Here is a 19,716-nt window from a genome sequence, read left to right as displayed (position 1 = left end):
GTATGGAAGATAAGTTTAAATCTAAATATGGTTTTTTTGGCTGGCAAGAATTTTTAACTAATCGTCAAGACTTAATTCAAGAATTTGAAAAGGCTTTAGCAAAGAATATAAATCGTCCAGTTAGAACATCCCACGGTAATGCAGGGGAAGCTGCTGTAAGGAAATTATTCCAAGACTTTTTGCCAAAAAAATATGGTGTTACATCAGGATATATAATACCTGACATAATTTGTCAAGAATATGTTCTATTTCATTATGACATTATTATTTACGATAATTTAAACTCTCCCATTTTATGGATTGAAGCAGATTATGACGATTCAGCACAAGGTAAAAAAAGAGCAATACCTGCTGAGTATGTTTTTTCTGTTGTTGAAGTTAAATCAACCTTCAACAAAAAAAATATTCGTAACGCTATGAATAAATTGAGTGATTTGAACAGCTTGAAAGAATATTTACCAAAAGAATTTACTTGTAGTACTTTTTTCTTTGAAATTAAAAATAACTTAAAATCAAAACCTAATGTTTTGGAAGAATTTTTATCTGAAGAAGTTTATGGCTTTCGTGGTGGTATTATTTTAAAAAGTGAAATTAACACAGAAATGACAGGTCTAATAGAACAAATTAAAATCGATGATAATAATGAGAGTCATAAGAATAAAAACCGTGACTTAGTTAAAGACATTGATAAGATAGATATGAAAATAAATGAAAAAGGGAATATAAGATTTAAAGGTAAAGCAGGATGGAGATTGTATACAGGTAAAAATGGTCATCTACATTTTAATAAAGTTCATTATTCACCTATAATTAACAGCGGTGAGAATGGTATCATGTTGAGTTGGTCTCATAACAATTTTACAAAATATATAATTAACTTACTTGGTAGTTTAGAAGGAAAAGACTTTAGGTCAAAGGGTCTACCTGTGTTTGGTCAAGTATTCGATCTACCAGATATTGAAAAAGCACCATTGCAGAACAATATAAAAGAAAATGGCAAGCCTTTTTTAGAACTTCAATTGTATGATGGAAATGATGATGATAAACAAATAGATATTTCTAAAGATGAAAAGGCATTCATCATCAAATTCACGATTGAAGTAATAAATAGTGGTGATTGCGATATTGTAATATCTGATGACTCATTTAAAAATGAAGTCAAACTACCTAAAGGAAAAAAAGCTTATAAAATATCTTCTTTTAAAAGTAAAGAACCATTTGAAGTTTTAGAAAAAAAAGGATTTAAAATACCTTACAGAGTAGTATATTTTGAAGAAGAAAAACCAAATGATTTTATAGCTGTAGAAACTAGCTTTTTGTTAGAAAATGGTACTGTGAAAATGGTTTAATAATATTGTAATGATTAAAAAAATTCAAGCATTTAGAAAATTTGAGTAAACTCTTATTATGTCCTATAAACCAGTAATTTATAAATTAAATAGTTAAAATGTTTTACAGAAATGAAAAACAAACATATATTTGCAGCAACAGTACACACCACGCTTACCCATAAGAACAGCGTCCCAGGGTGTGTCTTTTTTTTATATCTTAGTTTTGCTAACGCTTTAAATGCACACCATGTTTAGCAAAAAACCCTTGACCATAAAGCAACAAATCAAGCAACTACAAGATAGAGGCTTGACTATATCTAAAACTAAGTTAGCAGAAAAGTATCTCTCTAATATAAGTTACTATCGCTTAGGTGAGTATTGGTATGTGATGCAATCAGATAAGCTAAATCATGTTTTTAAGCCTAATAGTAATTTTGATGATGTTATTGCCTTATATAATTTTGATGCTGAGTTAAGGTTACTTTTATTTGAAGTCATTGAAAAAATTGAAATTAGTTTAAGAACTAAACTAATCTATCATCTATCGCATGAAGTAGATCCATGGTGGTTTCAAAATTTTGATTTATTTACAGATAGTATGGCTTTAGTCAAAACACTATCTAACTTACAAGAAGAGCTTACACGATCTAAAGATGTAACAATTAAAAATCATTTTAAAAACCATAAAGATGACAAACGATTTCCACCTGCTTGGAAATCCTTAGAACAAACCAGTTTTGGAGCATTATCTAAGCTTTACGGTAACTTAAAACCAAGCGTCCAATCTAAAGATTCTATTGCAGTAGAATTTGGAGCTGTTAACCATACCTATTTACCAAGCTGGTTACAGTCCATTGCACAAATAAGAAACTTTTGTGCACATCATTCAAGATTATGGAACAGAAATTTGCCAGGAACAGTTAAATTATTATCAAAGCCACCCAATCCGTGGATAATTAAAACTGAAAATGTACCTAAACAACATGAGTTTCAGAAATTGTACATTCACATGACTTTGATGAAATATTTATTAAATACAATTCAACCCAACAATGATTTCAAAAGACAATTGTACCAACTATTCAATAAATATCCTAAAGTAGACCAAAATGCTTTAGGTATGAAGCTTAATTGGATGGAAGAACCCGTTTGGAAAATTTAAACACTATGACTAGACAAAGCGAAGCAGCACTTGAAGAACAGCTCCTAAAGCAATTACAAGGTTTAGGCTATCAAAGAATAGTCATCAAAAACGAAACAGAGTTATTGGCTAATTTGAAGCAGCAGTTTGAAAAGTATAACACTGTTCAGCTTTCATCTACAGAGTTTCAACGGGTATTGAATATCCTTAACAAAGGCTCCGTTTTTGAGCGATCTAAACTCATTCGCCAAAAGCAACACATCGAGCGAGATAACGGAGACATTTTATATTTCGATTTTTTGAATACACAAGCTTGGTGTAAAAATCAGTTTCAAGTTACTAACCAAATTACCATAGATGGCAAGTACATCAATCGGTATGATGTCACTATACTCATCAATGGTTTACCCATAACACAAATCGAGCTGAAACGTCGTGGTTGCGAAATGGCCGAAGCGCACCGTCAAATATTACGCTATAAAAGTCATTCTTTTGGTTCAGGTTCGGGTTTATTTCAATTGGTTCAACTCTTTGTAATTTCGAATGGTGTAAACACCAAGTATTTTGCCAACAACCGTTTACGCGCATTAAACTATAAACAAACCTTTTACTGGGCAAAAGAAGATAATTCAAAAATTACCCAGTTATCTGAATTTACAGAAACCTTTTTAGAGCCTTGCCAATTATCCAAACTCATTAGTCAATACATCGTCTTAGCTGAAACCGACCGTATTTTGATGGTCTTACGACCTTATCAGTACTATGCCACCGAAAAATTAATTGATAGGGTTAAAAACTCAACCAAAAATGGCTATATCTGGCACACAACAGGTTCAGGAAAAACATTAACTTCCTTTAAGGCAAGTCAAATAATCAAAGATATTCCAGAAGTTACCAAAGTAGTGTTTGTAGTAGATCGTCGAGATTTAGACTATCAAACTACGGTAGAATTTAATAATTTTTCAGATGGTAGCGTAGATGGAACGGACAATACAAAAGAGCTGGTAAAGCAATTTGGGAACGACACTAAATTGATGGTTACCACCATTCAAAAGCTAAATAATGCCATAATGAGCAAGCGTTATGAAGCCATAATGAAGCCTTTACAAAATGAAAAAATGGTCTTTATTTTTGATGAATGCCATCGTTCTCAATTTGGTGAAACACATCAACGCATCACTAATTTTTTCAATAAGGTTCAACTTTTTGGCTTTACAGGCACACCCATTTTTGCCGATAATGCGGTAAAAAATCAATTAGGGAAAAGAACTACCAAAGAATTATTTGGAGATTGTTTACACAAATATGTCATTACTGATGCCATTAGAGACGAAAACGTACTTAAGTTTTCAATAGAATATGTGGGTCGGTATAAACAAAAAGCAGAAAGTAGTCTCAATTTCGTAGATATTGATGTAGAAGATATCAACACCAAAGAAGTGCTAGAATCGGAAGAAAGAATTGAAAAAATTGCCGATTACATTATCAAGTCGCATCCCATTAAAACTCACCATAAAAATTTTACAGCCATGCTATGCGTAAGTAGCATTGATGCTTTAAAAATATATTACCAAGCTTTTAAAGCAAAGAAAGAAGCAGGCAAGCACAATTTAAAGATCGCAACCATATTTTCTTACGAAGCCAATCAAGAGTTTGATGGTGCTGACGGACAAACCAATATAGACTTAGGGCTTGTTGCTGAACCAGAAGCTAATTATCATACCAATAATAGAGAAGCTTTAGAATCGTATTTAGAAGATTATAATCTCCAGTTTAAAACAAAATATTCAACCAAATCAAGCCAAGACTTTTACAACTATTACAATGATATCGCTAAACGAGTTAAATCGAAAGAGATAGATATTTTAATCGTCGTAAATATGTTTTTGACAGGCTTTGATAGTAAACCTTTGAATACCTTATACGTTGATAAAAACTTGAAATACCATGGATTAATTCAAGCCTATTCGCGTACCAACCGAATTTTAAACAAGCAAAAATCTCATGGAAACATTGTCGTATTTAGAAATTTAAAAGAAGCTACAGACGAAGCTATTGCGTTATTTTCGAATAAACAAGCCAAGGATACCATCTTGATGGAGCCTTATGAAGATTACATTGCTGCTTTTCAAGAAGCTTTAGCCGATTTAAAGGAAGTTGCGCCAAGTGTAGATAGTGTAAATGAATTGACTTCAGAAATTGAAGAAGAGCAATTTGTAAAACGCTTTAGAGCTTTAATGCGTGTAGTAAATGCTTTAAGTACATTTTCAGATTTCGATTTTGAAGATTTGGAAATGGATGAGCAAACTTTTGAAGATTACAAGAGCAAATACCTTGATTTATATGAAAAAACCAAAGAACAATCTGAAGTTGAAAAAGCATCCATTTTAAATGATATTGACTTCGAAATTGAGTTAATGCATAAAGATGAAGTGAATGTAGCTTACATTTTAAATCTTTTAGATCAAATCAATGATAATGATGATACTGAAGAGCAACAAAAGAAACGACAACAAGTTTCAGATTTGTTATCGGGTGATATCGACTTGCGAAGCAAAAAAGAACTCATAGAAAAATTTATTGACGAACAACTAGTAGGCAATAAAGTGGCTAGTGTTCAAGATGCTTTTGATGCGTATTGGAGTAAAGAACAGCAAAAAGCTTTTTTTCAGTTATGTGAAGAAGAAAATCTCAAACAAACTAAGGTAGAAAAAATAATAGAAGAAAAACTATTTACTGATGAAGTTCCAGCATTACGAGAAAAAGTCCGCAAAGCCATGAAAGAAAAACAATCTATTTTAGTTCGTAAAAAAAGCATTCCTAGAATAATCGACAAAATCAACAACTTCATCAATACTTTTATTGAAGGTATGGCAGCCTAGCAATTTTATTTTTTGATAAAAATAGAACAAGTAAATTCTAAAAAGTCTAACTTTTTGTTAGTCTTAAAACACATTTTGTGTTACAAATGTGTTACAAGTATAAATAAAAAAAGAGCTACATTTCTGTAACTCTTTGATTATTAAGTGATCGCGACAGGATTCGAACCTGTGACCGTCTGCTTAGAAGGCAGATGCTCTATCCAACTGAGCTACGCGACCTTTATTATTTCATTTCAAAGTTAGAACCTGTGACCGTTCCGACTTTCGGTCGGGATGCTCTTTCTCCCGATACTTCGGGAAGCTATGCGACCTTTATATTATTCCAGACTCAAGCGTAAAACTTTTATAATATCCAACTTAAAGCTGGAAACTCAAATGCTGTTTACTCCCAAAAAATGGAGGTTAGTAGTAATTCTATTGTTTGTTATGAACTTAGCAAGAACAAACTACAAAGCAGTTTTATTTTGCGGTTGCAAATATACGTATAATTACAAGTTTAGCAACTTTTCATTTAAGTTTTATACAATAAAAAAACCTCGGGTATCCGAGGTTTAATTTATAAAATAAGTGAATTACTTATTTTGTGTTTTTCATTCCGTCTTCAATCATTCCGAAGAACTGATCTAACTTAGGAAGAACTACAATTCGAGTTCTACGGTTTTTAGCTTTACCATCGCTTGTATCGTTAGAAGCAACAGGTAAATACTCTCCACGACCAGCTGCTGTCATACGTTTTGGATCAACACTAAATTCATCCTGTAAAATACGAACCACAGAAGTTGCACGCTTCACACTTAAATCCCAATTGTCTTCGATTACTTCTCTAGAAATAGGGTCAGTATCTGTATGGCCTTCTACCATAAATTCAAAATCTTTCTTATCGTTTACTACTTTAGCTACTTTTTCTAAAACTTTTCTAGCTTCTTTAGTTACGGTATATTGTCCGCTTCCAAATAATAATTTATCAGAAATGGAAACAAAAACAACACCTTTCTCTACAGAAATTTCAATGTCTTCGTCGTTTACGTTATCCAAAGCACCTTTTAAGCTAGTTACTAAAGCAAGCGTTACACTATCTTTTTTGTTAATAGCGTCGCGCATGGTTTTTATTTGCAAGTCTTTTTCTTGCATGCTTTCTAAAGATTTCTGAAGATTTTCTGCACCAGTTTTAGAAATGATAGCCATTTCGCCTTGTGTATTCAACAAAGCATTATTGGTATTTTCCAATACTTTAATTTGGCGATCGTAGCTTGTCCTCATATTTGCCTTCTCATCTTCACAAACACTCAACTTCATGTTAGCCGATTTTAATTCGGTGTTTGTATCTTGATACTTGTCTTCTAGCTCACTGAATTTCTTTTTTGAAACACATGAACTCATTAAAAGGGCTGCAATACTTACTAAAGCAATTACTTTTTTCATTTTTTTGTGAATTTATTAAACACTGCAAATTTAACGTCTTTATTAACTCCTACAACTGCTTAACAGGATTTTAATGAAAATAAATACACTTTTGTGTTTAACTGAACAAACTTGCTAGAATAGTAAAAAAATATAAGAGCAATTCAGACTTTATATAAGCTTTTTAGCCTTCAATCTGATTACACAAGCTTCGCCATGATGATATTTTCCTTCTTCTAATTCAGTATGAACTACTTCTAGCTTTTCAATTTGAAGCTTTGCAAAATCCTGTTGAAGCATCGCTTCACTGTAAAGCAATTCTTTCTTTTTGGGTCCGCCAGAAATATGTGTTTTAGTTATTTGGTCTTCATGAAAAGCCTCTAGTAAAATAGTTCCACCAGGTTTTAGCGCTTCAACAACTTGTTGATGAAGCATTTTACGCTTATCTGGACTAGGATGTGCAAAGACCAATGCAACAGCATCATAATCATTAGATTTGAATTTAAAATTTTCCAATGCACTAACTTGGTAATTGATTTGTACATTTTTTAATTTAGCTAAGGTCTCCGCCTTTTGTTTTCCTTTTTCAGAGAAATCGAAAGCATCTACTTCCCAATTTTCTTGGGCACAAAAAACAGCATTTCTTCCTTCGCCTTCAAAAGGAAGTAAAATTTTACCTGCTTTTAGCTTTTTAATTTCATTTGCTAAAAACTGATTAGGCTCAATTCCATAAGCAAACTCTTCTGCTTGGTAACGTTCATTCCAAAAGTCTTTCATTAATTTTTCTTTCAAAAGAAATGAAACTTAACTTGATATCCTGTAACTTTGGTTACAAATTATATATTATGCTAAAACGATTTATTCTTTGTTTTTTATGTCTTCCCCTTTTTCTATTTGCTACCGAAAAAGAAATTGAATTAAAAACCCATAAAGTCACGGTTTTCTTATCGGGAGCTCAAGTTTCTGCAATGGCAAATGTAAGTTTAGGTGAAGGAAATAACACCTTGGTGTTTTCAGATTTATCACCTAACATCAGGCAAAACAGTATTCAAGTGAAGGGTTTAAATCAAGTGAGCGTCAATTCCATTCAATTTGATGTTACCTATTTAAAAGAGCAAAAAATTTCTGCTGAATTAGCTCAGCTGAAGCAGAAAATAGAAGCCTTAAAAGATAAAATGGCTACTAAACAAAGCGCGATTGATGCATTAGAAACGGAAGAATCCCTTTTGATGCAAAACAAAAAAATAGCATCAACAGAAGCGAATTCAAGTTTGGTAAAACTGAAAGAATATGCCAATTATTACCGTGAGCGTTCAGAAGCGATTTACAATCAATTGTATACCATTAAAAAAGAACGCGATGAAATTCAACAGGAACTCAACAAAATTCAACGGGAAATAAATAATTTAGAAAGTAAAAACAGAACTTCACGTGGAGAGATTAAATTACTACTCAACAGCGAAATTAAGCAAAACACATCCATCGAAATCTCTTATTTGGTAGAAGATGCAGGTTGGTTTCCTGCTTATGAAATTAAAGCAAAAAATATCAACTCACCAGTTAATTTACTTTACCAAGCCAAGATTTTTCAGAATACCGGAGACGATTGGAAAGATGTTGATGTTACGCTTTCTACAGCAGACCCGAGTTTGAATAATGTTAAGCCGAACTTGTTTCCTTATTATTTAAATTTTAATGCACCGCTACCACCTGCACCTGAAATTATTGAAGTTGTTGAAGATGAAGTGGTCGTAATGGGCTATGGTGCTAAAGCTAAATCAGAAGCAGCTTCAGAAGAAGTACTAACTTCGCAACAAGTCCAAAAAACAGAAGAACTAACCGTAATGAATTTTAAACTTCCCAAAAAATACACCATCAAATCTTCAGATGAGCCTTTAAAAGTGAAATTAGATCAACAAGACTTAGAAGCTGATTTTGAATATTATGCTGCTCCAGTCTTAGATCCAAAAGTATATTTAACCGCTATTTTAAAAGATTGGCAATCTTTAGATTTATTACCTGGTGAAGCCAGTATTTATTTTGAAGATACCTTCACCGGAACCATTTTTATCGATGCCAACATGAACACCGAAGATTTTGTTATTGCTTTAGGAAACGACCAAAATATTGTAGTAGAACGGGAACAAGTAAATAAAATGAAAAGCAAATCCTTTTTTAGAAACAACCAAATTGAAGAAAAGGAATATGAAATCAGCATCAAAAACAATAAAAATGTAGCAGTAGAAGTGAAGCTGGAAGACCGAATTCCCATTTCACAAAACAGTGACATTAAAGTTAGTGATGAAGCTTTTGAAGATGCAACCCGAGACGATGAAACTGGCATCATTACTTGGAACATTAACCTTGATGCAAAAGCTAAACAAACCAAGAATTTTGCTTATAAAGTCACTTATCCTAAAGGAAAGCGTGTTAATTTAGAACGATAGAAATCTGATATTTTCGATATGGAATGGTTTTTCACAACTAGTTATTTATGAAATTTAAATCACTAACATCTAAATTACTCGAGCAGTACATTTCTGTTGTGCAGGAATCTCCATTAGATAAGTTGAAAAAGATTAAAAAGCCAAACCTAAATGTAGATTACTTTCAATTTTATAAGTCCGTTTCATCAGTGTACTCGTCCAAAATTGAAGGGGAAGAAGTTGAATTTGATAGCTACTTCAAACACAGGTTTTTAAACGTTAAGTTCAATCCAGATTACACCAAAAGAGCAGACGACCTATTTGCAGCTTACGATTATATAGATGAACATACTTTGCATTTCAAAAATGTACAAAAGGCGCATTCAATTTTAAGTGCGAGCTTGCTTCCAAAGAGTCAGCAAGGTAGCGTTAGAAATAATCCCATGTTTGTGATTAATAATGAAGATGAAATTGAATATGTTGCAGCCAGTCCAGATTTGGTAAAAACAGAATTAAAAAAACTTTTTGAAGATGTTGAACTGCTTTTAAAAGCAAATTTAAATCCTTTTGAAATTTTTTACTATGCTTCATTATTACATTTGGTGTTTGTTAAAATACATCCTTTTCAAGATGGCAATGGAAGAACGGCAAGGCTGATAGAAAAATGGTTTTTAATTGAAAAACTGGGTCAGCAAGCAACTGCGGTTCAGTTAGAAAAGAATTATTACAGAAAGAGTAATGATTATTATGCAAACATCAGAAAACTCGGTTTGGAGTACGAAGTCTTAGATTATGGAAAAAGCTTAGATTTTCTGTTGATGACGGTTTTGGGAATTGAAAATCAACAAGAAAAGTAAGTTTCATATTTTATTGCGGTAATTTCAAATGATAAATGGTATAAGTTAGCAACAAGCATAGTCGAACAAAATTTCATGAATTTGATTTTGAATACATACCAAATAGTTGCTATTTTTGGTAAAACTTTTTATTTATGGCTAAAAATACATCGATATTACTAGGAGACTACTTTGATAGCTTTATAAGCCAACAAATAAAAAAAGGAAAATATTCTTCCGCTAGCGAAGTTGTAAGAGCTGCTTTAAGAATGTTTGAAAATGAAGAGTCAAAAAAAGCCGAACTAATTAGAGCTCTCAAAAAGGGTGAAGATTCAGGATTTGTAGAAAACTTCGATCGTAAAAAACTTTTAAAAGAACTTCACCAAAAACATCTGACTGAATAATGAATACAAAATCAGTCAAGAAGCAAATCGAGATATCGAAAACATTTGGGTTTATACATTTGAAAACTGGTCTCTAGAACAAGCGGACAGATATTTAGACTTAATAATAGATGAAATTGAATATTTGACTAAAAACCCGCATTCTGGAAAAGGTTATAGTCCAATAAGAAAAGGATATTTCCGTACTCAGGTAAAATCACATTTCATTTTCTATAAAATCAATCTTAAAGAAGAACAAATTGAAGTGATAAGAATTTTGCACCAAAAAATGGATATTGAAGCTCAATTGAATGAATAAAATGCCAGTTTACAAACTCTCCATAATAAAATCCTGCCTTCGCCATTTGTGTTAGGCAAGAGACTACGAAAGCTATTAACTTTTAAAAAAAATCGGCTTTACTTGCTATGAAGTAAAGCCGATTTACAAATCAAATTAACTAATCAAAATTTATTTTTTGTCTAAAGCGATTTCATTTTGGTTTCTAAACACCAATTCGCCATCAAATTGATCCAACAAAATAATACTGTCGGAACTCACTTTTTGGGCTAATATTTCTTTCGAAAGCTTGTTCAACACTTCTCGTTGAATCGTACGTTTTACAGGTCTTGCTCCATATTGTGGATCGAATCCCAAGTGGGCTAAATGCGTAATGGCTTCTTCAGTAGCATCTAAGGTAATGCCTTGTTTGCTCAACATGTTTTTTAAGCCTTTCAACTGAATTTTTACAATGGCTTTAATGTCCATTTGATTTAAAGGCGTAAACATCACCACATCGTCAATTCGGTTTAAAAACTCTGGTCGAACGCTTTTCTTCAATAAAGCTAATACTTCACTTTTTGCGGCTTCAGTAGCGGTTTCGGCATCTTGCAAGCTATCGAACTTCTCCTGTATAATATGGCTACCAATATTCGATGTCATTACAATAATGGTATTTTTGAAATCGGCTACACGACCTTTGTTGTCGGTTAGTCTGCCTTCATCCAATACTTGCAACAGAATATTAAACGTATCTGGATGCGCTTTTTCAATTTCGTCTAACAAAACAACAGAATAGGGTCTTCTTCTTACGGATTCCGTAAGTTGTCCGCCTTCGTCGTAACCCACGTATCCCGGAGGTGCACCAACCAATCTGGAAACGGCATGCCGTTCTTGGTATTCGCTCATATCGATTCTAGTCATGGCGCTTTCATCATCGAATAAAAATTCGGCTAAGGCTTTGGCTAATTCAGTTTTACCTACCCCCGTTGTTCCTAAAAACAAGAAGGATCCAGTAGGTTTGTTTTGGTCTTGCAATCCAGCTCGACTTCTACGTACTGCATCGCTAACTGCAATGATGGCTTCATCTTGCCCGACTACACGTTTGTGCAATTGGTCTTCCAGTTTAAGCAGTTTTTCGCGTTCGGTTTGAAGCATTTTGGTTACAGGGATTCCAGTCCATTTGGCTACAACTTCTGCAATGTCTTCATAGTTTACTTCTTCTTTAATCAAGTTGTTTTCGCCTTTTTGAGCATCGACGGTTTCTTGAAATTTGGCTAGCTTTTCTTCTGCTTCTTTAATTTTTCCGTAACGGATTTCCGCTACTTTCCCGTAATCTCCATCGCGTTCGGCACGTTCCGCTTCTAAGCGGTAATTTTCAATATCGGTTTTGGCTTGCTGAATTTGATCTACGACATCTTTTTCATTTTTCCATTTGGCATTCAACTCGTTTCGATCTTCTTTTAAATCGGCTAACTCCGCTCGAAGCGTTTTTAATTTGTCTTCATCTTTTTCGCGTTTAATGGCTTCAATTTCAATTTCCAATTGCATGATTTTTCTGTCCAATACATCTAATTCTTCTGGTTTCGAATTGATTTCCATGCGAAGTTTGGATGCTGCTTCATCCATTAAATCAATGGCTTTATCTGGCAAAAAACGATTGGTAATATAGCGTTGTGAAAGTTCTACCGCACCGATAATGGCATCATCTTTAATGCGTACTTTATGGTGAGTTTCGTACTTTTCTTTTATTCCACGTAAAATGGAAATCGCTGCTTCGGTATCGGGTTCATTCACCATCACTTTTTGAAAGCGACGTTCTAAGGCTTTGTCTTTTTCAAAATATTTTTGAAATTCGTCTAAAGTCGTTGCACCAATTGCACGCAATTCGCCACGAGCCAAAGCTGGTTTTAAAATATTGGCTGCATCCATTGCGCCTTCACCACCGCCAGCACCGACTAAGGTGTGAATTTCATCGATGAACAAAACAATGTCGCCATCGCTAGAAGTCACTTCCTTAATGACAGCTTTTAATCGTTCTTCAAACTCACCTTTGTATTTAGCACCGGCAATTAATGCACCCATGTCTAAAGCATAAATCTTTTTAGATTTTAAGTTTTCAGGAATATCGCCCGCGATAATTCGGTGAGCTAAACCTTCTGCAATGGCGGTTTTTCCCGTACCGGGTTCACCGACCAACATGGGGTTGTTTTTGGTTCTTCTAGATAGGATTTGTAAAATTCTTCTAATTTCTTCATCTCGACCAATCACCGGATCCAACTTTCCTTCTTCCGCCATCTTGTTGAGGTTGTTGGCGTATTTGTCTAAAGAATTGTAGGTTTCTTCCGCGCTTTTGGAAGTGACTTTATCTCCTTTTCGAAGTTCATCAATCGCTGCTTGAAGTCCTTTTTCGGTTGCACCTTGGTCTTTTAAAATCTGAGCAATTTTAGAATTGCTTTTAAAAATAGCCATGATCAAATGTTCGATAGAAACATATTCGTCTTCGCCTTTTTTCGCAATAATGGAAGCTTCATTTAGGGTTTTCCCTGTTTCTCTAGAAAGCATGATGTCTCCACCTTCCACTTTTGAAAAACTGGCTAAGCTTTTGTCCACTATTTGGGTCAACAAACTAGGATTGATGTTCAGCTTTTTCATTAAGAAAGGAGTAACATTTTCATCTACAATTGAAATGGCTTTAAACAAATGTTCGTTTTCAATTTGTTGATGCTTCAATTCTTGAGCAAGTTGCTGCGCTTGTTGAACAGCTTCTTGCGATTTTATGGTATAATTGTTAAAGTTCATTTTCGTAATTTTAATAGAATTAAAGCAATTAATGTGCCTTGATAAAATCATGTCAATTTGACAAATACCCTTGTTAAAATAATGTCAAAATGACATTGTGTGGAAATTCAATATATACCGACATATTCCATAACTTTGAACAAAAAAGAAAAACAAGATGGGATTATTCAAAAATCTATTTTCATCGAATAACGAATCGAAAGAGCAACCACAAAACAAACCGAATTTAGATTGGTATAAATTAACTAAAGTGGAGCAACTTGATAATTTGAAGCAGATTTCTAACGAAAAGTTGGTGGTTATTTTTAAGCATTCTACTCGATGTGGAATCAGCCGTATGGTTTGGAATCAGTTTCAAGCTGGTGCCGATTTTCCAAAAGAGCAAGTTGAATTGTTTTATTTAGACTTATTGTCTTACCGAGATGTTTCAGATGCAATTACACAGGACTTTCAGGTTTTGCATCAGTCGCCACAATTGATCCTTCTTCAACATGAAGAAGTAGTGCATCATGCTTCGCATTCGGCGATTGTACCATCTTCAGTGAATTCATTTTTAAGCACTTAAATAAAATTCCATTTTCAATTTTAAAAAATAGTAGTAAATTAGTTGACTGATAACTAATTATTCATCCTATGCTTGTAAAAATCTACGGAAGTGCTGTTTTTGGGGTTGAAGCGCAAACCATTACCATTGAAGTCAATACTGCCAAAGGAATTGGTTATCATCTGGTTGGACTTCCTGATAAAGCCATACAAGAAAGTAGCTTTCGAATACAAGCTGCTTTAAAAAACACAGGTTATAATTTCCCCGGGAAAAAAATCACCATAAACATGGCGCCAGCCGATTTACGCAAAGAAGGTTCGGCATACGATTTAAGTTTGGCGATTGGTGTGTTGGCTGCTTCTTCACAAATTATTTCTGAAGATTTACATAAATACATCATCATGGGCGAACTTTCACTTGATGGAAGTTTGCAACCCATCAAAGGGGCTTTGCCTATCGCTATAAAAGCCAAAGAAGAAGGTTTTGATGGTTTTATCTTGCCGAAACAAAATGAAAAAGAAGCAGCTATTGTCGATGGTTTGAAGGTGTATGGAGTGGACAATATAGAGCAAGTCATCGATTTTTTTCATGAGGGAAAAGCGCTTGAACAATGCATTGTAGACACCCAACAAACCTTTTATGATTGCTTAAGCAAACCCGAATTTGATTTTGCAGACGTCAAAGGTCAAGAATCTATTAAGCGCTGTATGGAAATTGCTGCAGCTGGTGGACATAACATTATTATGATTGGGCCGCCAGGTTCGGGTAAAACCATGTTGGCTAAACGTTTACCTAGCATCTTGCCACCCATGTCGCTGCAAGAAGCTTTAGAAACTACTAAAATTCATTCTATTGTTGGGCGCATTAAAGACAATCAAGGATTAATTGCAGAACGACCGTTTAGAAGTCCGCACCACACGATCTCGGATGTAGCTTTGGTTGGTGGCGGTAGTTATCCGCAACCCGGTGAAATTTCGCTTTCGCATAATGGCGTGTTATTTTTAGATGAATTACCCGAATTCAAACGAACGGTTTTAGAAGTAATGCGTCAACCTTTAGAAGATCGAGAAGTCACTATTTCTCGAGCACGATTTACCATTACGTATCCATCCAGTTTTATGTTGGTGGCTAGTATGAATCCAAGTCCAGGCGGATATTTTAACGATCCAGATGCGCCCGTAAGTTCTTCACCTGCAGAGATGCAACGTTATTTAAGTAAAATCTCGGGTCCATTGCTCGACCGAATCGATATTCACATTGAAGTAACTCCCGTTCCATTTGATAAATTAAGTGAAGAACGTCGCGGCGAAAGCAGTGTAGACATCAGAAAACGCGTAACGGAAGCTAGAAATATTCAAACCGAACGTTTTTCTAGTTTTGAAAACATTCACTACAACGCCCAAATGGGAGTGAAGCAAATCAGGGAATTTTGTGCATTAGATCAAACTTCCAAAACCTTATTGAAAACCGCTATGGAGCGATTGAATCTTTCTGCTCGTGCGTACGATCGTATTTTAAAAGTGGCAAGAACCATAGCCGATTTAGAAAAACAGGAGCAAATTCAACCAAGCCATATCACGGAAGCTATTCAGTATAGAAGTTTGGATCGAGATGGTTGGTTGGGGTAAGGTTTATGGAGTTTAAAACTCACAGGCTACGCGAAGTTTAGAACTTCGCAATTTATTGTAACTATTTTAAAAGATGCTCATTTTGTATGAAACGAAGTCTCAGACTTCGTTTAGCTAAGAACAGAAAATCACTTTTTCATTTGAAGAGTAACATTCTTCACTTCGCTTTGAATGACAAGTTAAAATAATGCTGTCATTTCGATTTCGATTTTTCAGGAGAGAAATCTCACTTTTAAAATTAACTTGAAGTTGATCTTAGAGCATAAAAAAATAGCCTTGAAATTTTCAAGGCTATTTTTTTATGCATTTAGAAGTTTACTACTTCTGGTTTTTTCGTTTTTGCTCTTCAGCTTGTTCCATGATTTGCTGCATTTTGCGTGCAAACTTGCCTTTTTTCTTAGGCTTTTTCTTGTTCATTTCAATCTTCGCCAAAATCTTGTCTTCATCGATAATTACTTTCTTAATGACTAACATAATACCAATGGTAATTAAGTTAGAAATAAAGTAGTACAACGAAAGTCCACTTGCGTAATTATTGAAGAAAACCAACATGACCAATGGCGAAATATACATGATTACTTTCATGTTTGGCATGCCTGGTTGACTCATTTGTTGCATGTTTTGTCCTGTAGTCATTCGCATGTAAAAGAATATAGCCACCGATGCCAAAATCGGAAATAAACTTACGTGATTTCCGTAAACCCAAGAAATTAATGGAATATAAGCATCCCATTCAAAAATAACATCATAACTCGATAAATCGTCTGCCCATAAAAATCCTTTTTGGCGCAAATCGAATGCACTTGGGAAGAATCTAAACAAGGCGTAGAATACAGGAATTTGCAATAAAGCAGGAATACAACCACTCAATGGACTTACTCCCGTTTTGCTATACAGTTTCATGGTTTCTTGCTGCTTTTTCATTGCATTGTCCTTGTACTTTTTATTCAATTCGTCTATTTCAGGACGCAAGACTTTCATCTTCGCTTGAGACAAATACGATTTATAAGTAATAGGAGAAAGTACTATTCTAACTACTATGGTCATGATGATAATGGCTAAACCGTAACTCGGTAAAACACCACTTAAAAAGCCAAAAAATGGAATAAATAAATACTTATTGATCCATCCAAAAATCCCCCATCCTAGAGGTACAGCAATGTCTAAATCTCGTTCGTACTCTCTAAGAATTTTGATATCAGTTGGGCCGTAGTAAAAATTCATCCCTTTGGTGAATTCTCCTGCTTCTAATTGTAAAGCTAATTCGGCTTTGTAGTTTTTGGTAAAAACGGTGTCTACTTGTTCATCCTGTACCAAATTCTCCGAAATAAACTTTCCACGTTGAAATGGTGAATCGGCTAACAAAATCGAACTAAAAAAGTGCTGTCTAAAAGCAACCCAGTCTACATCTTTTCCTTCTTCTTCAGTCTGTTCACGTTGGTTTGTATAATCATCTTTGTTTCCTTCATATTTAAAGATGATTTCAGAATATTGATTCTCATACGAAATACTTTTAGCTAAACGATAGGCCTTGATTTGCCAATGCAACATAGGTTCTTCAGAAGTATTTAAAACTTGATTTAAACCTTGTGAACGGATGTTGAAATCCATCATGTAGTCATCGGGTTTCAATCGGTATTCAAAAGCCAAATAGTTTTCTTCAGAAGCTTTCAACTTCATTTGCAAAACTTGGTCTTCACCTTCCTGTGAAAGTGAAGGCTCGAAATATAAATCTTTAGTAGCTAGTTTTTTCCCGTCTTTGGTGTGCAAATCGATTGAAAAATTGGCATTTCCATCTTTAATTAAATAAATGGGTTTTCCATCGTAGGTTTCGTATTCTAAAATTTCCGCTTCAATAATTTGTCCACCGCGGTTGCTTACTTTTAAACGTAAAACATCATTGCTAATTTCGGTAACTCCATCTTTATTAGAAGCAGCCATTTCAGCATAAGCGAAAGCACCCAATTGCTGTTGAGCTATCAGTTGCGCAATAGAATCATTTTCTGTGCTGCTTGCTTCTTCAGTAGGAGTAGCTAAATTATTGGTTTGGCTGTTTTGTTGTAAAGTATCGGTTTTATTTTCTTCAACTTGTTCTGTGGTAGTTTGTTCTTGCTCGCTTTCTGGGTCTTGGTTCATGTATAGCATCCAGAATAAAATAATTCCGATTAATACAAAGCCTATTAACGAGTTAACATCAAATTTTTTATTTTCTTCCATTCAGCTCTATTTGCTTCAAAAATGTTTTAAGTCAGTTTGCAAAAGTGGTTAATTTATCTCAATTTTTCTTTAATTCCACTTGAAAATTGCGTTCTATTCCTTTTCAATCAAGACTTTTTAATTAGTGCCTTGCTTTTTCGCTTTGGCAGCACCGATAAACGAAACAAAAAGCGGATGCGGCTCAGCGACTGTACTTTTGTATTCTGGATGGTATTGTACACCAATGAACCACGGGTGATTTGGCAATTCGACAACTTCTACTAAGCCAGTTTCAGGATTTTTACCTACACACATAAATCCTGCTTTTTCTAAATCAGCTACATAGGAATTATTTAATTCATAACGATGTCTGTGGCGTTCACTGATGTTGGTTTTGCCATAGACTTTGGCAATTAGGCTATCTTTTTTTAATTCACATTTCCATGCACCCAGACGCATGGTGCCACCTTTGTTTTCAATATTTTTTTGATCATCCATGATGTCGATCACTGGATTTTTAGTTTTTTCGTCCATTTCTGTAGAATTGGCATCTTGTAAGCCGAGTACATTTCTGGCAAATTCAATTACTGCCATTTGCATGCCTAAACAAATCCCAAAAAAGGGAATCTTGTTTTCACGCGCAAATTTAACCGCCGTAATTTTCCCTTCAATTCCACGTTCTCCAAAACCAGGAGCCACCAAAATTCCATCTAATTCTTTCTCAGCTGCTTTATGGGTTTCAAAATATTCTGAATGCAAACTTTTTACGTTCACCACTACATCGTTCATCGCACCAGCATGGATGAAAGATTCTAAAATCGATTTGTAGGAATCTTGCAATTCTACATATTTTCCTACCAGTCCAATAGTAACTACTTCAGTAGCATTTTTATGTCGTTGTAAAAATTCATTCCATCTACTTAAATCAGGCAAAACTTCTTGAGACAGATTCAGTTTTTGAAGTGTAATTAAATCCAAGCCTTCTTCCATCATTAAATTGGGAACATCGTAAATAGTTGATGCGTCTATAGATTGTATGACTGCTTCGCGTTTCACATTACAAAACAAAGCCAACTTATGGCGTAAGTCTTCACCCAATTCATGTTCCGTACGGCAGACCAAAATATCAGCTGCAATTCCGCTTTCCATCAAGGTTTTTACACTATGTTGAGTAGGTTTGGTTTTCAGTTCTTTTGCCGCAGACAAGTAGGGGACAAGCGTTAAATGAATAACCAAAGAATTGTAATCTCCCAATTCCCATTTCAATTGTCTAACCGCTTCAATGTAAGGAAGCGACTCAATATCACCAACGGTTCCGCCAATTTCGGTAATCACAATATCAAATTCTCCCGTATTTCCTAAAATTTGGATACGTTCTTTAATTTCATTGGTGATGTGTGGTACTACTTGCACGGTTTTTCCTAAGTAATCCCCACGACGTTCTTTGTCGATTACGCTTTGGTAAATTCTACCCGTAGTAACATTGTTGGCTTGCGAAGTATTCACATTTAAAAAACGTTCGTAATGGCCTAAATCTAGATCGGTTTCGGCACCATCTTCCGTAACGTAACATTCGCCGTGTTCGTATGGATTTAAAGTTCCAGGATCTACATTGATGTATGGATCTAATTTTTGAATGGTGGTTTTGTAACCGCGTGCTTGGAGTAATTTTGCTAAAGATGCTGCAATGATTCCTTTCCCGAGAGACGAAGAAACACCGCCAGTTACAAAAATATATTTTGTGTGGGCCATGGGTGTAGGTTTGTTGTCTATACGGGACGCAAAAGTAAGCGTTTCATTTAAAATACACTTCCGTTTTTATAGAAAATAACGACGCTTTTTTGGTTTTTGAAATTAGTGGATTGTTCA

General features: G+C 34.5%; 14 protein-coding genes and 1 tRNA gene. 9 read left to right on the top strand and 6 right to left on the bottom strand.

Annotation, left to right across the window (positions count from 1 at the left end):
* Nucleotides 1-2 precede the first annotated feature (2 nt).
* From IEV72_RS12010 to IEV72_RS12000, 3 genes are all read left to right on the top strand, one after another.
* Nucleotides 3-1,349: a DUF6602 domain-containing protein gene (locus IEV72_RS12010; protein ID WP_188459357.1), complete on the top strand. Its 1,347-nt coding sequence runs from the start codon at nt 3-5 to the stop codon at nt 1,347-1,349.
* A 229-nt stretch (nt 1,350-1,578) separates the two neighbouring features.
* On the top strand, nt 1,579-2,493 hold the full coding sequence (locus tag IEV72_RS12005) for an Abi family protein (protein WP_188459356.1): 915 nt from the start codon (nt 1,579-1,581) through the stop codon (nt 2,491-2,493).
* 5 nt (nt 2,494-2,498) lie between these two features.
* On the top strand, nt 2,499-5,354 hold the full coding sequence (locus IEV72_RS12000) for a type I restriction endonuclease subunit R (RefSeq protein WP_188459355.1): 2,856 nt from the start codon (nt 2,499-2,501) through the stop codon (nt 5,352-5,354).
* Between the two features lie 145 nt (nt 5,355-5,499).
* Here the strand turns inward: IEV72_RS12000 and IEV72_RS11995 are convergent.
* From IEV72_RS11995 to IEV72_RS11985, 3 genes are all read right to left on the bottom strand, one after another.
* Nucleotides 5,500-5,573: transfer RNA gene (locus IEV72_RS11995), tRNA-Arg, on the bottom strand.
* 357 nt (nt 5,574-5,930) lie between these two features.
* A complete protein-coding gene (locus IEV72_RS11990; protein WP_188459354.1) occupies nt 5,931-6,776 on the bottom strand; it encodes an OmpA/MotB family protein in 846 nt (281 codons plus the stop codon).
* 150 nt (nt 6,777-6,926) lie between these two features.
* Nucleotides 6,927-7,532 (bottom strand): class I SAM-dependent methyltransferase, encoded by a 606-nt coding sequence (locus IEV72_RS11985; protein ID WP_188459353.1) that lies wholly within the window; start codon nt 7,530-7,532, stop codon nt 6,927-6,929.
* Between the two features lie 68 nt (nt 7,533-7,600).
* Here IEV72_RS11985 and IEV72_RS11980 point away from each other — a divergent pair, with 68 nt between their 5' ends.
* The 4 genes from IEV72_RS11980 (at nt 7,601) to IEV72_RS11965 (ending at nt 10,719) form a co-directional block, all read left to right on the top strand.
* The gene (locus tag IEV72_RS11980; protein ID WP_188459352.1) at nt 7,601-9,202 is read left to right on the top strand and encodes a DUF4139 domain-containing protein; all 1,602 of its coding nucleotides are present in this window, start codon (nt 7,601-7,603) and stop codon (nt 9,200-9,202) included.
* A 47-nt stretch (nt 9,203-9,249) separates the two neighbouring features.
* Nucleotides 9,250-10,038: a Fic family protein gene (locus tag IEV72_RS11975; protein WP_188459351.1), complete on the top strand. Its 789-nt coding sequence runs from the start codon at nt 9,250-9,252 to the stop codon at nt 10,036-10,038.
* Between the two features lie 134 nt (nt 10,039-10,172).
* Nucleotides 10,173-10,421, top strand: a complete 249-nt coding sequence (locus IEV72_RS11970; protein WP_188459350.1) for a type II toxin-antitoxin system ParD family antitoxin — start codon at nt 10,173-10,175, stop codon at nt 10,419-10,421.
* The gene (locus tag IEV72_RS11965; RefSeq protein WP_188459371.1) at nt 10,414-10,719 is read left to right on the top strand and encodes a type II toxin-antitoxin system RelE/ParE family toxin; all 306 of its coding nucleotides are present in this window, start codon (nt 10,414-10,416) and stop codon (nt 10,717-10,719) included. Before IEV72_RS11970 ends, IEV72_RS11965 begins: the two co-directional genes overlap by 8 nt.
* Nucleotides 10,720-10,869: 150 nt before the next feature.
* On the opposite strand, the gene clpB is transcribed toward IEV72_RS11965, so the two are convergent.
* On the bottom strand, nt 10,870-13,479 hold the full coding sequence (gene clpB / locus IEV72_RS11960; RefSeq protein WP_188459349.1) for an ATP-dependent chaperone ClpB: 2,610 nt from the start codon (nt 13,477-13,479) through the stop codon (nt 10,870-10,872).
* A 157-nt stretch (nt 13,480-13,636) separates the two neighbouring features.
* Between clpB and ytxJ the strand changes: the two genes are divergently transcribed.
* Both ytxJ and IEV72_RS11950 read left to right on the top strand, forming a co-directional pair.
* The gene (gene ytxJ / locus IEV72_RS11955; RefSeq protein WP_188459348.1) at nt 13,637-14,044 is read left to right on the top strand and encodes a bacillithiol system redox-active protein YtxJ; all 408 of its coding nucleotides are present in this window, start codon (nt 13,637-13,639) and stop codon (nt 14,042-14,044) included.
* 68 nt (nt 14,045-14,112) lie between these two features.
* On the top strand, nt 14,113-15,651 hold the full coding sequence (locus IEV72_RS11950) for a YifB family Mg chelatase-like AAA ATPase (protein ID WP_188459347.1): 1,539 nt from the start codon (nt 14,113-14,115) through the stop codon (nt 15,649-15,651).
* 318 nt (nt 15,652-15,969) lie between these two features.
* On the opposite strand, the gene yidC is transcribed toward IEV72_RS11950, so the two are convergent.
* Nucleotides 15,970-17,868, bottom strand: coding sequence for a membrane protein insertase YidC (yidC, locus tag IEV72_RS11945; RefSeq protein ID WP_188459346.1), 1,899 nt, complete (start codon nt 17,866-17,868; stop codon nt 15,970-15,972).
* A 117-nt stretch (nt 17,869-17,985) separates the two neighbouring features.
* Nucleotides 17,986-19,599, bottom strand: coding sequence for a CTP synthase (gene pyrG, locus IEV72_RS11940; protein WP_188459345.1), 1,614 nt, complete (start codon nt 19,597-19,599; stop codon nt 17,986-17,988).
* Nucleotides 19,600-19,716 lie beyond the last annotated feature (117 nt).

This window comes from Psychroflexus planctonicus (assembly GCF_014640195.1).
GTDB lineage: Bacteria > Bacteroidota > Bacteroidia > Flavobacteriales > Flavobacteriaceae > Psychroflexus > Psychroflexus planctonicus.
This window is presented reverse-complemented; position numbering and strand designations above follow the sequence as displayed.